This is a genomic window from Mycobacterium sp. IDUB_37, assembly GCF_055419245.1.
Window position 1 is genome coordinate 128553 of the sequence record NZ_JBVAXG010000005.1, and the last position, 16444, is coordinate 144996.

Below are 16444 nucleotides of genomic sequence, written 5' to 3' on the forward strand. Positions count from 1 at the left end.
GTGACGCTCGGCGTTCGGCGTTGCACTGGCGTGACCCTCGCCGACCGGTGGACGCATGACCGAAATCACACTCGTACATATCATTACCTTTGCTAACGTTTTAACTATCGAACGCAGCGTCGCGCGAACCCTTCCAAATTTCGAAACGAGCGGAGGCCCGTTATGTCCGTAGTAACCCGCGAGGAGCGGCTGGCCCGCCGCATCGATGACCTCTGCGCGACCGATCAGCAGTTCGCCGCGGCAGTGCCCGACCCGGCGGTTGCGGAGGCAACCCGCCAGCCCGGGCTGCGACTGACCCAGATCGTCCAGACCGTGCTGGACGGTTACGCCGACCGGCCGGCCCTCGGCCAGCGCGCCTTCGAGTTCGTCACCGACGCCGCCACCGACCGCACCTCGCTAGAGCTGTTGCCCCGCTTCGAGACCATCACCTACCGGGAGCTGTCCGACCGGATCGGTGCGTTCAGCCGCGCGATGCGCGCCGAACAGTCCGTCCAGCCCGGCGACCGGGTGTGCATCCTGGGATTCACCAGCGTCGACTACACCGTGATCGACGTCGCGGTGGCGCAGCTGAACGCTGTTGCGGTACCCCTTCAGACCGGCGCGGCACTGGCCGGGTTGCGGCCGATCGTCGCCGAGACCGAGCCGGCCGTCATCGCCGCCAGCGTCGGAAACCTCAGCGACGCCGTCGAGTTGGCGATCAGCGGCCACGCGCCGGCTCAGCTGGTCGTCTTCGACTACCACCCCGAGGTTGACGACGAGCGCGACGCCGTCGAGGCGGCCCGCGCGCAGCTGGCTGACACCACCGTGGCCGTGGTGACACTCGCTGACGTGCTCGAGCGCGGCGCAGCGCTGCCGTCCGAGCCGGCCTCCGCCGCCACCGGCGACCCGTCCGACAACGAATTGGCGCTGCTGATCTATACCTCGGGCAGCACGGGTGCCCCCAAAGGCGCGATGAACACCGAGAGCCGGGTGGCCAGCTTCTGGGCCAGCTCGGACTTCCAGGCCAAGCCCAAGCAGCACCCGTCCATCACGCTGAACTTCATGCCGATGAGTCACGTGATGGGCAGGCAGGTCCTGTTCGCCACCCTCGGCAACGGCGGCACCGCCTACTTCGTGGCCCGCAGCGACCTCTCAACGCTGTTCGACGACCTCGCCCTGGTGCGGCCCACCGCGTTGACCGTGGTTCCCCGCGTGTGGGACATGCTGTTCGAGAAGTTCCAGAGTGATGTCGACCGGCGGGTGGCTGCCGGAGGCGACCCCAACACCGCGCAGCAGCAGGTCCTGGACGAGCTGCGGCACGACGTCCTGGGTGGACGGTTCGTCGACGCGCTGACCGGATCCGCGCCGATCTCGTCGGAGATGAAGGCGTGGGTCGATGAGTTGCTCGACATGCACATGGTGGAGGGTTACGGGTCCACCGAGGCCGGCATGGCCACCATCGACAACGGACTCAAGCGTCCCGCGGTACTCGACTACAAATTGATCGACGTGCCGGACCTGGGCTATTTCCTCACCGACCAGCCCTATCCCCGGGGCGAGCTGTTGCTCAAGACAGACCACATGTTCCCCGGCTACTACAAGCGCCCGGAAATCACCGCCGAAGTGTTCGACGCGGACGGCTTCTACCGAACCGGCGACGTGATGGCCCTCGTCGGTCCCGATCAGCTGGTCTACCTCGATCGCCGCAACAACGTGCTGAAGTTGTCGCAGGGCGAGTTCGTGACGGTGTCCAAGCTGGAGCCGCTTTTCAACGACAGCCCGCTGATCCGGCAGGCCTACGTCTACGCCAACAGCGCCCGCGCCTACCTGCTGGCGGTATTCGTCCCCACCGACGAGGCATTGACGCGCTTCGGTGTCGAGGAGCTCAAGCCGAGGATCGCCGAATCGCTGCAGGAGGTCGCCAAGTCTGCCGGTCTGCAGTCCTACGAGATCCCACGCGACTTCATCATCGAGACCACCCCGTGGACGCTGGAGAACGGCTTGCTGACCGGTATCCGCAAGCTGGCGCGGCCCCAGCTCAAGAACCACTACGGGCAGCGGCTGGAACAGCTCTACACCGATCTGGCGGACAGCCAGGTCCAAGAGATGCGGGCGTTGCGCCAGGGCGGCGCCGACCAGCCGGTGTTGTTGACCCTGTCTCGCGCTGCCGGTGCTCTGCTGGGTACGACTGTCAGCGATCTACGGCCGGACGCCCACTTCACCGACCTGGGCGGAGACTCACTTTCGGCGTTGTCGTTCGCCAACCTGCTGCACGAGATCTTCGAGGTCGACGTGCCGGTGGGGGTCATCGTCAGCCCGGCCAGTGACCTGCAGAGCCTCGCGGACTACATCGAGAGCGAGCGCGGAGCCGGCGCCAAGCGGCCCACCTTCGCCTCGGTACACGGGCGCGACGCTGCGGAGGTGCACGCCAGTGACCTGACGTTGGATAAGTTCATCGACGCCGCCACGCTGGCCGCCGCACCAACGCTGCCCGGCCCGAACACCCAGGTGCGGACCGTGCTGCTGACCGGAGCCACCGGCTTCCTCGGCCGTTACCTCGCGCTGGAATGGCTGGAGCGGATGCACCTGGTCGACGGCAAGGTGATCTGCCTGGTGCGGGCGAAGTCGCACGACGAGGCCCGGGCCCGCCTGGACAAGATTTTCGAGAGCGGTGACCCGAACCTGTTGCAGCACTACCGGGAGTTGGCCACCGACCATCTGGAGGTGCTGGCCGGCGACAAAGGCGAGGCCGACCTCGGCCTGGACAGTGTCACCTGGCAGCGACTAGCCGACACCGTCGACCTGATCGTCGACCCCGCGGCCTTGGTCAATCACGTACTGCCGTACAGCCAGTTGTTCGGTCCCAACGCGTTGGGAACTGCCGAGCTGTTGCGTCTGGCGCTCACCACGAGCCAGAAGCCATTCCTCTACACCTCGACAATCGCGGTGGGCGGCCAGATCACTCGAGCGGACTTCAACGAGGACGCCGACGTTCGAGTCGTGAGCGCAACGCGCACGATCGACGAGAGCTACGCCAACGGCTACGCCAACAGCAAGTGGGCCGGCGAGGTGCTGCTGCGCGAGGCACACGACCTGTGCGGGCTGCCGGTGGTGGTGTTCCGCTGCGACATGATCCTGGCCGACACCACCTACGCGGGCCAGCTCAACCTGCCTGACATGTTCACCAGGATGATGCTCAGCCTGGTCGCCACCGGCATCGCACCGGGCTCCTTCTACGAACTGGACGCCGACGGCAACCGTCAGCGCGCCCACTACGACGGCCTGCCGGTGGAGTTCATCGCCGAGGCGGTGTCGACGTTGGGTGTCCGCAGCGAGCAGGGATTCCAGACCTTCCACGTCATGAACCCCTACGACGACGGCATCGGGTTCGACGAGTTCGTCGACTGGATGATCGAGCAGGGCTGCGGAATCCAGCGCATTGACGACTACGGCGAGTGGTTGCAGCGGTTCGAGACCAGCCTGCGCGGTTTGCCCGAACGGCAACGACACAGCTCGCTGCTACCCCTGCTGCACAACTACCAACAGCCGGAGAAGCCGGTGTGCGGGTCGGTGGCGCCCACCGACCGCTTCCGCGCGGCGGTCCAGGACGCCAAAGTCGGGCCCGACAAGGACATCCCGCACATCTCGGCACCGATCATCGCCAAGTACGTCAGCGATTTGCGGTTACTCGGACTGCTCTGAGCACACGACAAAGCCGATCACCGGTATCACCGGCGATCGGCTTTGTCGTGTTCAGGACTACTGCGGGTGCGCGACCGGAGTGCGATGGCGGCGGAAGAAGCCGCTGCGCTGCGGTTCGCCGTCACCGGGCGCGACTTGCTGGCCACGCGGCGCGGTGAGCGCCTGCGAAGAGACGTCAGCCGGTTGCTGCTCGAACGGCGGCCGGTAAGGGTGGTGCGCCGTCACCGGGGGCTGTGCCGGCACCGCGGGTTGGTCAATTGCCGCGGGTGTCGAGACCGGGGCCGGCTCATAGATCTCGTCGCGCTGGACGTCGCGGGCCAGTCGAACGGCCAGACGCGCGACGGCGGCACCAGCGAGGAACGTGATCAGTGCACCGAGGCCCGAGAAGTACGCAATTTCGAGGACGGCTCGCTTGCGGTCGGTTGCGGCGACGGGGTCACCCACCGAGCCGATGCCCAGCGCCGGCGCGAACACACCGCCCACCACGAACCAGGCGCCACCGAGCGCCGCGAGCCACCCGCCCAGCATTCCGCTGCCACGGCTTCGCGAGAGGATCAGCAGCACGCCGCCGAACGCGGTGACCGCGCCTGGCAGCACCTCGAGCCAGCCGCGAGCCGCGGTCCACGACTGCCCGGGTGTGTACGCGAATTCGAAGTTCGGGCCGATAAACGGGATCAGCGCTCCCCAGGCCCCCAGCAGGACCAGGAGCAATCCGATCACCGCGCCGCGCGAGCGCGGGATACGCCCACGAGCCGGGCGGTCATCTATCTGTGTCATGGCATCTCCTCGTTTGGTACCGCATGGGTACCCAGACGATGTCGCGATGTAACGAAGCCTGGCACGTCAGACGGCGATGAGGGGACGCACGATGGCGTCGTCGTCAACGGGCTGGTAGGGACCGGGTTTGGCGGCCGGCTTACCCCCTGGGAACGCCAGTCGCAGGATCGTCCGTTGGACGGTGCCGAACTGGCGACCAAATCGACCGGTGTTGTAGGGCAGTCCATACCGCTCGCAGAGGTCTTTCACCTTCGGCGCGATCTGTCCATACCGGCTCGAGGGCATGTCCGGGAACAGGTGGTGCTCGACCTGGTAACCGAGATTGCCGGACAGAACGTGGAAGACCGGCGAGCCTTCGATGTTCGCGGCGCCCAGCAACTGCCGGAGGTAGAAGTGCCCCCTGCTTTCGTCTTCGCCGACTTCTTCCTCGCTGAAGGTGTAGGTCTGATCGGGGAAGTGTCCGCAGAAGATGATCGCGTATGACCAGACATTGCGGATCAGGTTGGCCGTGAAGTTGGCTTTCAGGGTGGCTTTGAAGCCTCGCGGGCCGGATAGCGCCGGAAACGCGATGTAGTCCTTCACGATCTGCCGCCACGCCTTCTTGCCCATGCCGCGCAGCTCTCGGCGGATCTGTTCCTTGCTCTTGGCGCCGGACCTGATCGCCTTTGCGTCCAGATCGTGGGCTGCCACGCCCCACTCGAAGAACGAGGCAAGGATGATGTTGTAAAACGGCTGGAACAAGTATGCGAAATGCCACGGTTGGTGTGGATCGATCCGCATGATCTCGTAGCCGAGGTCCTTATCCTTGCCACGGATGTTCGTGTAGGTGTGGTGGACGTAGTTGTGCGAGTGCTTCCAAGCCTCGGGCGTAGAAGCGCTGTCCCAGTCCCAGGACGCTGAGTTGATTCGCGGGTCCTGCATCCAGTCCCACTGACCGTGCATCACGTTGTGCCCGATCTCCATGTTCTCCAGGATCTTCGCGATGCCGAGCACGGCGGTGCCGAGCAGCCACGCGGGCTTATAGCGCGAGCCGAGCAGGATGCCTCGCGACAACAGCGCAAGCTGGCGGTGCAGCGCGATGATGGTGCGGATGTAGTGCGCATCGCGATCACCGAGGCTGTCGAACACCTCGTCATGGATCGCGTCGAACTCCTTGCCGATCGCTTCGATCTGCTCCTCGGTCAGGTGAACGATCGGGCTCTCGATCATCGATTCGGTCATGTAGATCTCCTAGAGCTCAATAGTGATGTCGCCGTCGGGGCTGTTGACACAGGTTCGGATCTCGGTGCTGGCCTGGGTGACGTCTCCGGTCCGCAGATCGCGCACCGAACCGTCGCGCAACGTGCCGGTACAGGTGTGACAGATACCCATCCGGCAGCCATACGGAAGGGTTGCGCCTGCGTTCTCACCGGCATCGAGAATGGTTGTCGTGCCGTCACATTCAGCGGTGAGATCGCTTCCGGAGAAGGTGATCGTGCCGCCCTTGCCGGTCTCCCCGGCGAGCAGCATGTGTTCGAAGGACTCGATGTGCAGTCGCTCCGCGACGCCCGCCCCGTCGTAGTGCTCGCGTAGGGCGTCGAGCATGGCCCCCGGCCCGCAGGCGAATGTTTCCCGTTCCCGCCAATCGGGGCAGACCTCGTCAAGATCCTCCGGCTTGAGGTGGCCACTCTCACTGGTCGCGCGCTGCGTGATCCGGTAACTGTCGTGCTTGTCAGCCAGCGCGGCAAGATCCGACGCGAAGATCGCGTCGTCCGAGGTACGGGCGGAATGGACGTGGAGCACGTCTGGCACCTCGCCGCGGCGACTCAACGAGCGCAACATCGCCATCACCGGCGTGACGCCGCTGCCCGCGGTGAGGAACAACAACTTCTCCGGAGTCGGCGAGGGCAGTGTGAACTCGCCCTCGACATCGCCGAGAGTCACGATCGAACCGACGGCGTGGGTGCTGTTGACGAACCTGGACACCACGCCGTCGTCGGTGCGTTTGACGGTGATCGTCACTTGTCCGTCCGGACGTGCGGCATCGCTGCTCAACGAGTAGGCCCGCCAATGCCGCTTGCCTTGCACGTCGAACCCGATCCGCACGTACTGACCCGGCTCGTGGCCGATCCAGCGGAACCCCGGGGTGATGAAAACGGTGACCGCATCGTCGGTTTCTCGGTGCACCCGTTCGATGCGGCCGCGTAATTCCTCGACCGACCATAGCGGGGTGATCAACTCGAGGTAGTCGTCGATTTTCAGCGGCCAAGTGAAGTATCCGAGGCCTCTTACCGCAAGTCGGGCCAGCCCCGGCAACGCAACCTTTGATCCACGCTCCGGCATTGGTCCCTCGCTCTCACTGAGAAGCCGACACGCCGAGAAGCAACGTGACTCAGCACACAGTACCCATCCGAGACGGACTTAAACCGTCCAATTCGGTAACGGCCGTCAGGACCGCAGACCGATCAGGAGCAGCACGATTGCGATCGTCGGAAACAGCCCCTGGGTCACCGCGGCACGTGCCTTGTCCCGCGCCGCAAGGAGCAGAACCACCGCGGCCGCGGCCATGGAACCAACGCCCGCGAAAATCAGCGCGGACCCGACGGCGCAGTGCCCCGTCGCTACCCCAGCGATGCCGATCCCGGTCACGATCGCCAAGAACAGGTTGTAGAAACCCTGGTTGAACGCCAGCAGCTTGGTGGTCTCGGCCTCTTCCGGCGTGGTGCCGAACGTCGCCCGGGTGCGCGGCGAGGTCCAGGTCAATGACTCCATCACGAAGATGTAGACGTGCAAAACCGCAGCCAGACCGGCGAACACCAAAGCGGCGATGACCATTTCAGACCTCCTGATCGAACAATCCGGGTTGCGAGGCTCCCACCGGGGGCGTCATTCCCAGGTGCGTCCAGGCCAGCGCTGTCGCCACCCGGCCTCGCGGCGTGCGCGCGACCATGCCGGCCCGCACCAGGAAAGGCTCGCACACCTCTTCCACGGTGGTCGCCTCCTCCCCCACCGCAACCGCCAGCGTCGACACTCCAACCGGCCCGCCGCCGAAGCTGCGAGTCAGCGCCGTCAGGACCGCCCGGTCCAACCTGTCCAACCCCAGCTCGTCCACGTCGTAGACCTGCAGTGCCGAATTGGCGACATCGCGGGTGATGATGCCGTCAGCGCGCACCTCGGCGTAGTCGCGGACCCGGCGCAGCAACCGGTTGGCGATGCGCGGCGTTCCGCGCGACCGGCGCGCGATTTCCGCGCCGGCCTCAACGCCCAACTCGATCCCCAAAATGCCGGCGGAGCGCGCCAGCACCCGCTCCAGCTCGCCCGGTTCGTAGAAATCCATATGCGCGGTGAACCCGAACCGGTCGCGCAGCGGACCCGTCAGGGCGCCCGACCGGGTGGTGGCGCCGACCAAGGTGAACGGCGCGACCTCGAGTGGAATCGACGTCGCGCCGGGTCCCTTTCCGACGACCACGTCGACCCGGAAGTCCTCCATCGCCAAATACAGCATTTCTTCCGCCGGCCGGGCGATGCGGTGGATCTCGTCGATGAACAGCACGTCGTGCTCGACCAGATTCGACAGCATCGCGGCCAGGTCGCCCGCGCGTTCCAGCGCGGGCCCCGATGTCACCCGCAATGCCGAACCCAGCTCGCCGGCGATGATCATCGCCAGGGATGTCTTGCCCAACCCCGGTGGGCCGGACAACAGAATGTGATCCGGCGTACCGCCGCGGTTCTTCGCTCCCTCGATGACCAGCTGTAGCTGTTCACGAACCCGGTGCTGACCGATGAACTCGCGCAGTGACCGGGGCCGCAGGCCGCCGTCGATATCGCCCTCGCCGACCGCGAGCGTGGGTGAGACGTCGCGGTCTTCGAAGTCGTCCGCCTCGTTCACCTGGTCTTACCCAGCACCGACAGGGCGGCCCGCAGCGCGGCCGACGTGTTGGCGTCCCGATCGGCGGCCAGCACCTTGTCGGTGGTCTCCTCGGCCTGCTTGACCGGAAAGCCCAGGCCGACAAGCGCTTCGATCACCGGCCCGCGCACCGCGTGGCCGTTCACCGCCGGGACCGCGCCCGACCCGCTCAGCACACCGATCTTGTCGCGCAATTCCAGAATCATCCGCTCGGCGCCGCGCTTGCCAATGCCCGGCACCCGGATCAGCGCGGTGACGTCGCCGTCGGCCAGCGCCTTACGCAGCGTCGTTGCGTCATAAACAGCCAGGGTCGCCATCGCCAACCGGGGGCCGACGCCGGAGACCGACATCAGCGTGTGGAACAGGTCCCGCGTCTCGCTGTCGCAGAAGCCGTACAGCGTCATCGAGTCTTCGCGGACGATCATCGCGATGATCAACCGGGCCTCGGTGCCCTGCCGCAGCGTCGCCAGCGTCGACGGCGTCGCGTTCACCCGGTAACCGACGCCCGCCGCCTCGATGACCGCGTGGTCGAGAGCCACATCGACGACTTCCCCACGGACCGAGGCGATCATCGGGCGGCCTTCAGCTTGGCCAGGTACTTATCGCGCTGCAGCGCGGCCTGGGCCTCGGCAGCCGCCATCCGGGCCAGCGTCGGTGCCCGCCAGCAATGGCAGATCGCCAGCGCCAGCGCATCGGCCGCGTCGGCCGGGCTCGGTTTGGCTTGCAAAGCAAGGATCCGGGTGACCATCGCGGTGACTTGCGCCTTATCGGCGCGGCCGTTGCCAGTGACCGCGGCTTTGACCTCGGTGGGCGTATGGAAATGCACGTCGATGTCGCGCTTCGCCGCGGCCAGCGCGATGACACCGCCGACCTGCGCCGTGCCCATCACCGTCGAGACATTCAGTTGGGAGAACACCCGCTCGATAGCCATCACGTCGGGGTGGTGGGTGTCCAACCAGTGATCGACGACCTCGCTGATGGCCAGCAACCGCCGGTGCAGCGGTAGGTCGGAAGGCGTGCGCACCACGTCGACATCGAGCGCGGTGATCGCCCGGCCGAGTCCACTCTCCACCAGCGACAACCCGCACCGCGTCAACCCAGGATCGACGCCCATTACCCGCACCGCAGCTCCCCACGATTTCGTCTCAAAGGTACCGAACAGCTGTTCGATAGCGTAGCTCGCGCCTCCGACAGCAGCAGGTAGGACACGCGGCGGGGGTGCGTTACGTTAGGGCGCACTACGGAAAGGTTCTCGTGGGAACAGAACTGATCGCGATCGTGGTGGCGGTGTCCATCGTGTGCCTCCTCGTACTGCGCTACGCGCTGAAGCAGCGGCGATCCGGCCCCCGCCACCTGCGCCCCGGCGCGCGTGTCCGGCACAACGGTATCGACTACAAGGTCCTCGGGTCGGTGACGTACCGGCGAGGTCCATACGCGTGGTGGGAGCACCTCTTGGACGGCGGCCCGGAGCCGATCTGGTTCGGCGTCGACGAGGTCGAAGGCCGGCTGGACCTGACGTGGTGGGTCAAGCGCCCTGACCTTACGTTGCGACCTGGCGCCGAGCACGTGGTCGATGGGGAGACGTTGCGACAGATCGAACGCGGTCGAGCCCGGTTCACATCCGGGGGCACGACGGGACTGCCAGCGGAAGGCATCATGGACTACATCGACTACGCGAATGCAGACGAGTCCGCCATGCTCTGCTTCGAGCGCTGGACCGCCGACATGCCGTGGGAGATCTCGACTGGCAAATGCCTGCTAACCAGCGAGGTCACCGTCGACCGGGCGCGGTCAAGGTAGCGCGGTGCCACTTCATCGACTTATGGTTGCCCCGGCCGACGTGTCCGGTGCCCGGTTGGCCCTGGCGCTGAACGCTGCGGCACCGCCGCCGCTGGCCACCTATCGGCTGGAACACCCAGATGGCGGTGCGCTGCTACTCGGAGTCCTCGGAGCGTCACACGTGGTCACCGTGGACGCCGTCGACCATGGCGCCTTTTCCGAACAGGTCTCATGCACCGCCGGCGGCAGCCACGGCGACAGCCTGCCGGAGTACGTCGAAGCGCCCGGCTATCGCCTCGAGTCCAGTACTTACGAAACTGACGAAACGGAATTTCGTCGGCTCGCTCGTGATCTCCGCGAGCATTGCTCGGCCGAGTCCGGATGGCTGGGTGGGGTATTTCCCGGCGACGACGCCGCACTGACCGCGCTGTCGGCTACGCCCGACGGCGCGGGCTGGCGATGGCAAACCTGGCACCTGTACCCGCGACACCCATTGCGGACCGGGGGCACCGTGGTGCACACCACGAGCCGCTGGCGACCGTGAGTCGCTACTCCTCGTCGAGCGCGGACAGCACCTCATCGGACAGTTCGACGTTGGTCCACACGTTCTGCACGTCGTCGGTGTCCTCGAGCGCGTCGACCAGCTTGATCACCTTGCGAGCGCCGTCGATGTCGACCGGGACACTGACCGACGGCTGGAAGCTGGCCTCGGCAGACTCGTAATCGATGCCGGCGTCCTGCAGCGCAGTCCGCACCGCGACCAGGTCTGTCGGCTCGGAGATCACTTCGAAGCCGCCACCCAGATCATTGACGTCCTCGGCGCCCGCCTCGAGTACCGCCATCAACACGTCGTCCTCGGTGAGCCCGTTCTTCTCCAGGCTGACGACGCCCTTGCGGGAGAACAGGTACGAGACCGACCCCGGGTCGGCCATGGCGCCGCCGTTACGCGTCATCGCGATCCGGACCTCGCTGGCCGCGCGGTTGCGGTTGTCGGTCAGGCACTCGATCAGCACCGCCACGCCGTTCGGCGCGTAGCCCTCGTACATGATCGTCTGCCAATCCGCGCCGCCGGCTTCCTCGCCCGCGCCCCGCTTACGGGCGCGCTCGATGTTGTCATTGGGCACCGACGTCTTCTTCGCCTTCTGAATGGCGTCGTACAGAGTCGGGTTGCCCGTCGGGTCACCACCGCCGGTACGGGCGGCGACCTCGATGTTCTTGATCAGCCGGGCGAACTCCTTGCCACGGCGCGCGTCCTTGACGGCCTTCTGGTGCTTGGTGGTAGCCCACTTGGAATGGCCGCTCATGCCCTAAAACCTCTTCTTGTCTGCTTCTCGCCTGCGGTGAAGTCCGACCGTCGAGTGTACGTGCCCGCCGTCGTAGCATGGCCAGCCCATCTCGGGTTGAGGGCTGACCTCAGCTACCTCAGGGAGGCGACGAACATCGCGTGCACCCGGCGGTCCCCCGTCATCTCGGGGTGAAACGACGTTGCGAGCGTCCGGCCCTGGCGCACCGCCACGGGATGACCGGCCGCCCGCGCCAGCACCTCGACACCTTCACCCACCCGTTCGACCCACGGCGCTCTGATAAACACCGCATGCACCGGTTCGTCGAGGCCGGTGAACGCGAGATCGTCCTCAAACGAATCGACCTGACGACCAAAAGCGTTGCGCCGCACCGTTATATCGATGCCGCCCAGCGGCAGCGCCGCGCGTCCGTTGGCGCCGGCATCGAGGATCTCGGTGGCCAGCAGGATCATGCCGGCGCAGGATCCGTACGCCGGCAGCCCATCGGCCAGGCGGGCCCGCAGCGGCTCCAGCAGGTCAAAGTCGCGGAGCAGATGGGTCATCGCGGTGGACTCTCCACCGGGTATCACCAGGCCGTCAACCGCATCGAGTTCGTCGCGGCGGCGCACCGTGATCGCTTCGGCCCCGGCCTCGCGCAGTGCGGCGAGGTGCTCGCGGGTGTCGCCTTGCAGTGCCAGCACGCCGACCAGCGGCGGGCTCACTGGCTGGGCGGCTGGTATCCGCGCTTGAAGCGGGTCAGCCCCTCCTGCATGACCGCTGCCACCATCTCACCGTGCTGGTTGAAGATCTTGCCCTGGCAGAGAGATCGACCACCGCCGGCCGACGGCGAGGACTGGTCGTACAGCAACCATTCGTCAGCCCGGAAGGACCGCATGAACCACATCGCATGGTCGAGCGACGACACCTGCAGATGCTCACGCACCTCGAGGTGGTTCACCTGCGCCGATCCCAGCAACGTCAGGTCGCTCATGTACGCCAGCGCACAGATGTGCAGCACCGGGTCGTCGGGCAACGGGTCGCGGTGCCGGAACCACACCTGCTGCTGGGACGCCTTGCCGGGCAGCAGTTGCAGTTTGTTGCGCGGCACGATGCAGACGTCCCATTCCGCGAACTGCTTGAATCCGGCGTCGTCGAACACCCGGACCGAAGACAAGCCGGGCAGACCGTCGGGCGGCGGCGCCGCGGGCATCGCGTCCTGGTGCTCGATCCCGTCCTGGTCCACCTGGAAGGACGCGCCCATGCTGAAAATGATCTCGCCGTGCTGGATCCCCCGGACCAGCCTGGTGGCGAATGAACCGCCATCACGCGTGCGCTCAACGATGAAGACGGTGCGTTCCTTGGCATCGCCGGGCCGCAGGAAGTACCCGTGCAAAGAGTGCACCTGGAAGTTCGGATCGACAGTGCGCACCGCCGAGACCAGCGCCTGGCCGGCTACATGACCACCGAAGGTGCGTTGCAGATAACCCGATTCGGGACTGAACACGCTGCCGCGGTAGATGTTGACCTCGAGTTGTTCGAGATCAAGGATCTTTTCGATCGCCACGGGTAGTTTTTACCAGCCGCGCTGAGCCAGGCGATGCGGCTGGGCGATCTCCTCCACGTTGATACCGATCATCGCCTCCCCCAGCCCGCGCGAGACCTTGGCCAGCACGTCGGGGTCGTCGAAAAAGGTGGTGGCCTTGACGATCGCGGCGGCGCGTTGCGCGGGGTCGCCGGACTTGAAGATGCCGGAGCCGACGAAGACGCCCTCGGCGCCGAGTTGCATCATCATCGCGGCGTCAGCCGGAGTCGCGATGCCACCGGCGGTGAACAAGGTGACCGGCAACTTGCCGGCCCGGGCCACCTCGACAACGAGATCGTAGGGGGCCTGCAATTCCTTTGCCGCAACGAACAATTCGTCTTGCGCCAACGACGTGAGCCGGCGAATTTCGCCACCGATCGAACGCATGTGGGTGGTGGCGTTGGAGACGTCGCCGGTGCCCGCCTCGCCTTTGGAGCGGATCATCGCCGCACCTTCACTGATGCGGCGCAGCGCCTCACCGAGGTTGGTGGCCCCGCACACGAATGGCACGGTGAACTTCCACTTGTCGATGTGGTGGGTGTAGTCGGCGGGCGTGAGCACCTCGGACTCGTCGATGTAGTCCACCCCGAGGCTCTGCAAGATCTGTGCCTCGACGAAGTGCCCGATCCGGGCCTTGGCCATCACCGGGATGGTGACCGCGTCGATGATGCCCTCGACCATGTCGGGGTCGCTCATGCGCGATACCCCGCCCTGGGCGCGGATGTCGGCCGGTACCCGTTCCAGCGCCATCACCGCGACAGCGCCGGCACCTTCTGCGATGCGCGCCTGCTCGGGGGTGACGACGTCCATAATGACGCCGCCCTTGAGCATTTCGGCCATCCCGCGCTTGACGCGGGCGGTTCCGGTCTGGGCCCCGGCGTGATTGGCGGCCGGTTGGGCCCCGTTCTGGGTCTCCACTTCTCTCCTTGAATCTCCCGCAAGGGGTGCGATGTGACCACCAGTCTAAAGGTGAACCGGAAACGATTTTTTCCGCTGTTCTGCCTTCATAGTTTCAACAAACCCCAGGGTTCGCGCTTCGCAGTGCCCTAAGCTCCCCGGTATTGGGGAGTCAAACGAGCTCGTCGGGAATCTCAAAAGGCCTCAATGCCGAATGTAAAGCCATGAATTTCGCGGTACTGCCACCGGAACTGAACTCAACCCGCATCTTCGCAGGTGCGGGTTCGGGTTCCCTGTTGTCCACTGCGGCCTCCTGGGACGGTTTGGCGTTGGAATTGGATGCCGCGGCGGCTGATTTTGCGGCAATCACCTCCGGCCTTGCCGACGGCGCCTGGCAGGGCCCGGCGATGCTCGCGATGACTCGCGCCGCAGCCCCTTACCTGACGTGGCTGAGGACGGCGGCTGCGCAGGCCGAGCAGGCTGCCGTCCAGGCGCGAAGCGCGGCGAGCGTATTCGAGGCTGCTCAGGCAGCGATCGTGCACCCTGCGATGGTTTCGGCCAACCGGAATCAGCTGGTCTCGCTGGTCGCCGGGAATCTGCTGGGCCAGAACGCTCCGGCGATCGCGGCCGCCGAAGCCGGATACGAGCAGATGTGGGCGCAGGACGTCGCCGCGATGGCCGACTACTACGCCGGTGCGTCGTCGGCCGCCGCCCGGCTGACGGCCATTGACGTGCTCCTTCAGCGCCTGAGCGGCCAACTGGGCAGTATTTACGCCGCGACCGGATTGCCGGCACTCACCATCGACTGGCAAACCGGCACCTTCAACTTCGGCAGCGACAACATCGGCTACAACAACATCGGCTCCGGTAACCGAGGTACCGGCAACATCGGCTTCGGCAACAAAGGCGACTACAACATCGGTGCCGCCAATCTCGGCAACTGGAATGTCGGGTTCGCCAACAACGGCAGCGGACTCGTCGGCTTCGCACTCCCCGGCAACGGCATGGTCGGCCCCCTACTGACTGATCTCAACCAAGTCGGCACCGGCACTCCGGCAAAGACCGCGCTGTTCATGGGCGGAACCGGAGTCAGCCCGATCCCCTGGCCGGGATTCGTGCCGATGGCCGAGAGCTTCGTCACCCCGAGCCACCCGTCCTATTTCGCGCAGTTCCTGAACACTCCGTCGAAGCTGTTCCCGGTCACCGGGCCGACCAGCCTGACCTTCGACGCGTCGGTGGCCATGGGAAGGCAACTGCTCGACAACGCGATCATGAACCTGCACGCAGCGGGCAAGGACACCATCGTCTTCGGCCTGTCTCAGAGTTCCACGGTGGCCACTGCGGAGCTGCGTTATCTGCAATCGCTACCAGCCGCCTTGCGGCCGGGCACCGATGAGTTGTCGTTCGTGCTGACCGCAAATCCCAACCGGCCCAACGGCGGTCTGCTGGCACGGTTCCCGGGCCTCCAAATACCCTTTATTGGTTTCACTTTCAGCGGTGCCACGCCCGCCGACGTCTACCCCACCATGGATTACGCCATCCAGTACGACGGCGCCGCCGACTTCCCGAGGTATGCGTTGAACCCGTTCGCGACCGCCAACGCCTTGATGGGTTTCGCGCTCCTGCACCCGTCCTACACCCTGTCGGCCGCCCAATTCGCCTCGGGCATCGTGCAGCCGGTGTCACCCGGCAGCCTGACCACCTACACCCTGATTCCCACCCACAACCTGCCGCTGCTGGCGCCACTGCGCGCCATTCCCCTGCTGGGCGACCCGTTGGCCGACCTGATCCAGCCGGACCTGCGGGTGCTCGTCGAGTTGGGCTACGACCGCACCGCCTTCCAGGATGTGCCCGCGCCGTTCGCGCTGTTCCCGAGTGTCGATCCGGCCGTGGTTGCCAACCAACTGGGACAGGGCGCGGTGCAAGGTGTCAACGACGCGCTGTCCGGTCTGGGATTCTCACCTCCGCCGGTGTGGCGGTTCTGAGGCCTGAACTCCGCGTCGCGCAAGCCGTTCGCTGCCGACGGATAGGTACAAAGTGTTGGACTCGTTGACCGTGGCTTCGGCGTCATAGGGTTGCGCCGCAAGCCTTTCCACCGTGCTTCGGATCGCGCTGACGAAGTGTTCGGGCCAGTTCACCACCCGAACGGCCAGCACCGGTGACTCCAGGTCCACCAAACCGACAAGAACCTGAAGGCCCTCGTGCGGTGGGACCGCGGGCATCCCGGCTACCGCGCCCTGCGGATTGTCCCGGTGTGGGTTGAATGGGATCAAGTGCCAGGGCGTGGTGCCGAAGCGGTAGCATAGGATTCCGTTGTGCCGGCCATCGATCCACGTGAAATGTGCTGCAGCGGTTTCGAATTCGTGGATCTGCTCCGGTGTCGGAGCGGTGTGGTCGACGATTAGCACGCACCCGGCGTCGGTCAGGATCAGTTCGTGGCCCGGCCAGCGCTTGATGCCCGAGTCGTAGTGCTCGCCGACGCGCAACTGCAGCCAGGCTGTGCCGGATGGTGGCGACCCGCTGCGCCCGCCTCCGCCGCGCTTGCGATCGCCACGCATA

Annotated in this window: 16 protein-coding genes; 4 read left to right on the forward strand and 12 right to left on the reverse strand. The window is 65.8% G+C overall.

The window, feature by feature from the left end; all coding sequences use genetic code 11:
- Positions 1 to 162 precede the first annotated feature (162 nt).
- Positions 163 to 3681, forward strand: a complete 3519-nt coding sequence (gene car, locus ACZY1I_RS18275) for a carboxylic acid reductase (protein WP_463755877.1) — start codon at positions 163 to 165, stop codon at positions 3679 to 3681.
- A gap of 57 nt (positions 3682 to 3738) precedes the next feature.
- On the opposite strand, the gene ACZY1I_RS18280 is transcribed toward car, so the two are convergent.
- The 7 genes from ACZY1I_RS18280 to ruvC all read right to left on the reverse strand — a co-directional run bounded on the left by ACZY1I_RS18280 (position 3739) and on the right by ruvC (position 9467).
- On the reverse strand, positions 3739 to 4458 hold the full coding sequence (locus ACZY1I_RS18280; RefSeq protein ID WP_463755878.1) for a hypothetical protein: 720 nt from the start codon (positions 4456 to 4458) through the stop codon (positions 3739 to 3741).
- 66 nt (positions 4459 to 4524) lie between these two features.
- Positions 4525 to 5679, reverse strand: a complete 1155-nt coding sequence (locus tag ACZY1I_RS18285) for a fatty acid desaturase family protein (RefSeq protein WP_463755879.1) — start codon at positions 5677 to 5679, stop codon at positions 4525 to 4527.
- A 9-nt stretch (positions 5680 to 5688) separates the two neighbouring features.
- The gene (locus tag ACZY1I_RS18290; protein WP_463755880.1) at positions 5689 to 6780 is read right to left on the reverse strand and encodes a ferredoxin reductase; all 1092 of its coding nucleotides are present in this window, start codon (positions 6778 to 6780) and stop codon (positions 5689 to 5691) included.
- A 105-nt stretch (positions 6781 to 6885) separates the two neighbouring features.
- Positions 6886 to 7272: a DUF1304 domain-containing protein gene (locus tag ACZY1I_RS18295; protein ID WP_463755881.1), complete on the reverse strand. Its 387-nt coding sequence runs from the start codon at positions 7270 to 7272 to the stop codon at positions 6886 to 6888.
- A 1-nt stretch (position 7273) separates the two neighbouring features.
- Positions 7274 to 8326 carry a Holliday junction branch migration DNA helicase RuvB gene (gene ruvB, locus ACZY1I_RS18300; protein ID WP_463755882.1) on the reverse strand — a complete coding sequence of 351 codons (1053 nt, stop codon included), beginning with the start codon at positions 8324 to 8326 and terminating at the stop codon, positions 7274 to 7276.
- Positions 8323 to 8916: a Holliday junction branch migration protein RuvA gene (ruvA, locus tag ACZY1I_RS18305; protein WP_463755883.1), complete on the reverse strand. Its 594-nt coding sequence runs from the start codon at positions 8914 to 8916 to the stop codon at positions 8323 to 8325. Before ruvA ends, ruvB begins: the two co-directional genes overlap by 4 nt.
- Positions 8913 to 9467, reverse strand: a complete 555-nt coding sequence (gene ruvC / locus ACZY1I_RS18310) for a crossover junction endodeoxyribonuclease RuvC (protein WP_463755884.1) — start codon at positions 9465 to 9467, stop codon at positions 8913 to 8915. The genes ruvA and ruvC overlap by 4 nt, the downstream gene beginning before the upstream one ends.
- Positions 9468 to 9598: 131 nt before the next feature.
- Between ruvC and ACZY1I_RS18315 the strand changes: the two genes are divergently transcribed.
- Both ACZY1I_RS18315 and ACZY1I_RS18320 read left to right on the forward strand, forming a co-directional pair.
- Positions 9599 to 10144 (forward strand): DUF4178 domain-containing protein, encoded by a 546-nt coding sequence (locus ACZY1I_RS18315; RefSeq protein ID WP_463755885.1) that lies wholly within the window; start codon positions 9599 to 9601, stop codon positions 10142 to 10144.
- 4 nt (positions 10145 to 10148) lie between these two features.
- Complete coding sequence (locus ACZY1I_RS18320) at positions 10149 to 10667, forward strand: DUF2617 family protein (protein WP_463755886.1); 519 nt, start codon at positions 10149 to 10151, stop codon at positions 10665 to 10667.
- A 4-nt stretch (positions 10668 to 10671) separates the two neighbouring features.
- Here the strand turns inward: ACZY1I_RS18320 and ACZY1I_RS18325 are convergent, their stop codons facing one another.
- The 4 genes from ACZY1I_RS18325 to pdxS all read right to left on the reverse strand — a co-directional run bounded on the left by ACZY1I_RS18325 (position 10672) and on the right by pdxS (position 13906).
- Positions 10672 to 11427, reverse strand: coding sequence for a YebC/PmpR family DNA-binding transcriptional regulator (locus ACZY1I_RS18325; RefSeq protein ID WP_463755887.1), 756 nt, complete (start codon positions 11425 to 11427; stop codon positions 10672 to 10674).
- A 113-nt stretch (positions 11428 to 11540) separates the two neighbouring features.
- Positions 11541 to 12128, reverse strand: coding sequence for a pyridoxal 5'-phosphate synthase glutaminase subunit PdxT (pdxT, locus tag ACZY1I_RS18330; RefSeq protein ID WP_463755888.1), 588 nt, complete (start codon positions 12126 to 12128; stop codon positions 11541 to 11543).
- A complete protein-coding gene (tesB, locus tag ACZY1I_RS18335) occupies positions 12125 to 12970 on the reverse strand; it encodes an acyl-CoA thioesterase II (protein WP_463755889.1) in 846 nt (281 codons plus the stop codon). The genes pdxT and tesB overlap by 4 nt, the downstream gene beginning before the upstream one ends.
- 9 nt (positions 12971 to 12979) lie before the next feature.
- Positions 12980 to 13906, reverse strand: a complete 927-nt coding sequence (gene pdxS / locus ACZY1I_RS18340; RefSeq protein ID WP_463755890.1) for a pyridoxal 5'-phosphate synthase lyase subunit PdxS — start codon at positions 13904 to 13906, stop codon at positions 12980 to 12982.
- A gap of 203 nt (positions 13907 to 14109) precedes the next feature.
- Here pdxS and ACZY1I_RS18345 point away from each other — a divergent pair, with 203 nt between their 5' ends.
- On the forward strand, positions 14110 to 15870 hold the full coding sequence (locus tag ACZY1I_RS18345) for a PE-PPE domain-containing protein (RefSeq protein ID WP_463755891.1): 1761 nt from the start codon (positions 14110 to 14112) through the stop codon (positions 15868 to 15870).
- Here the strand turns inward: ACZY1I_RS18345 and ACZY1I_RS18350 are convergent.
- The gene (locus tag ACZY1I_RS18350) at positions 15844 to 16443 is read right to left on the reverse strand and encodes a hypothetical protein (RefSeq protein WP_463755892.1); all 600 of its coding nucleotides are present in this window, start codon (positions 16441 to 16443) and stop codon (positions 15844 to 15846) included. The two genes, ACZY1I_RS18345 and ACZY1I_RS18350, sit on opposite strands and share 27 nt — an antisense overlap.
- Position 16444 lies beyond the last annotated feature (1 nt).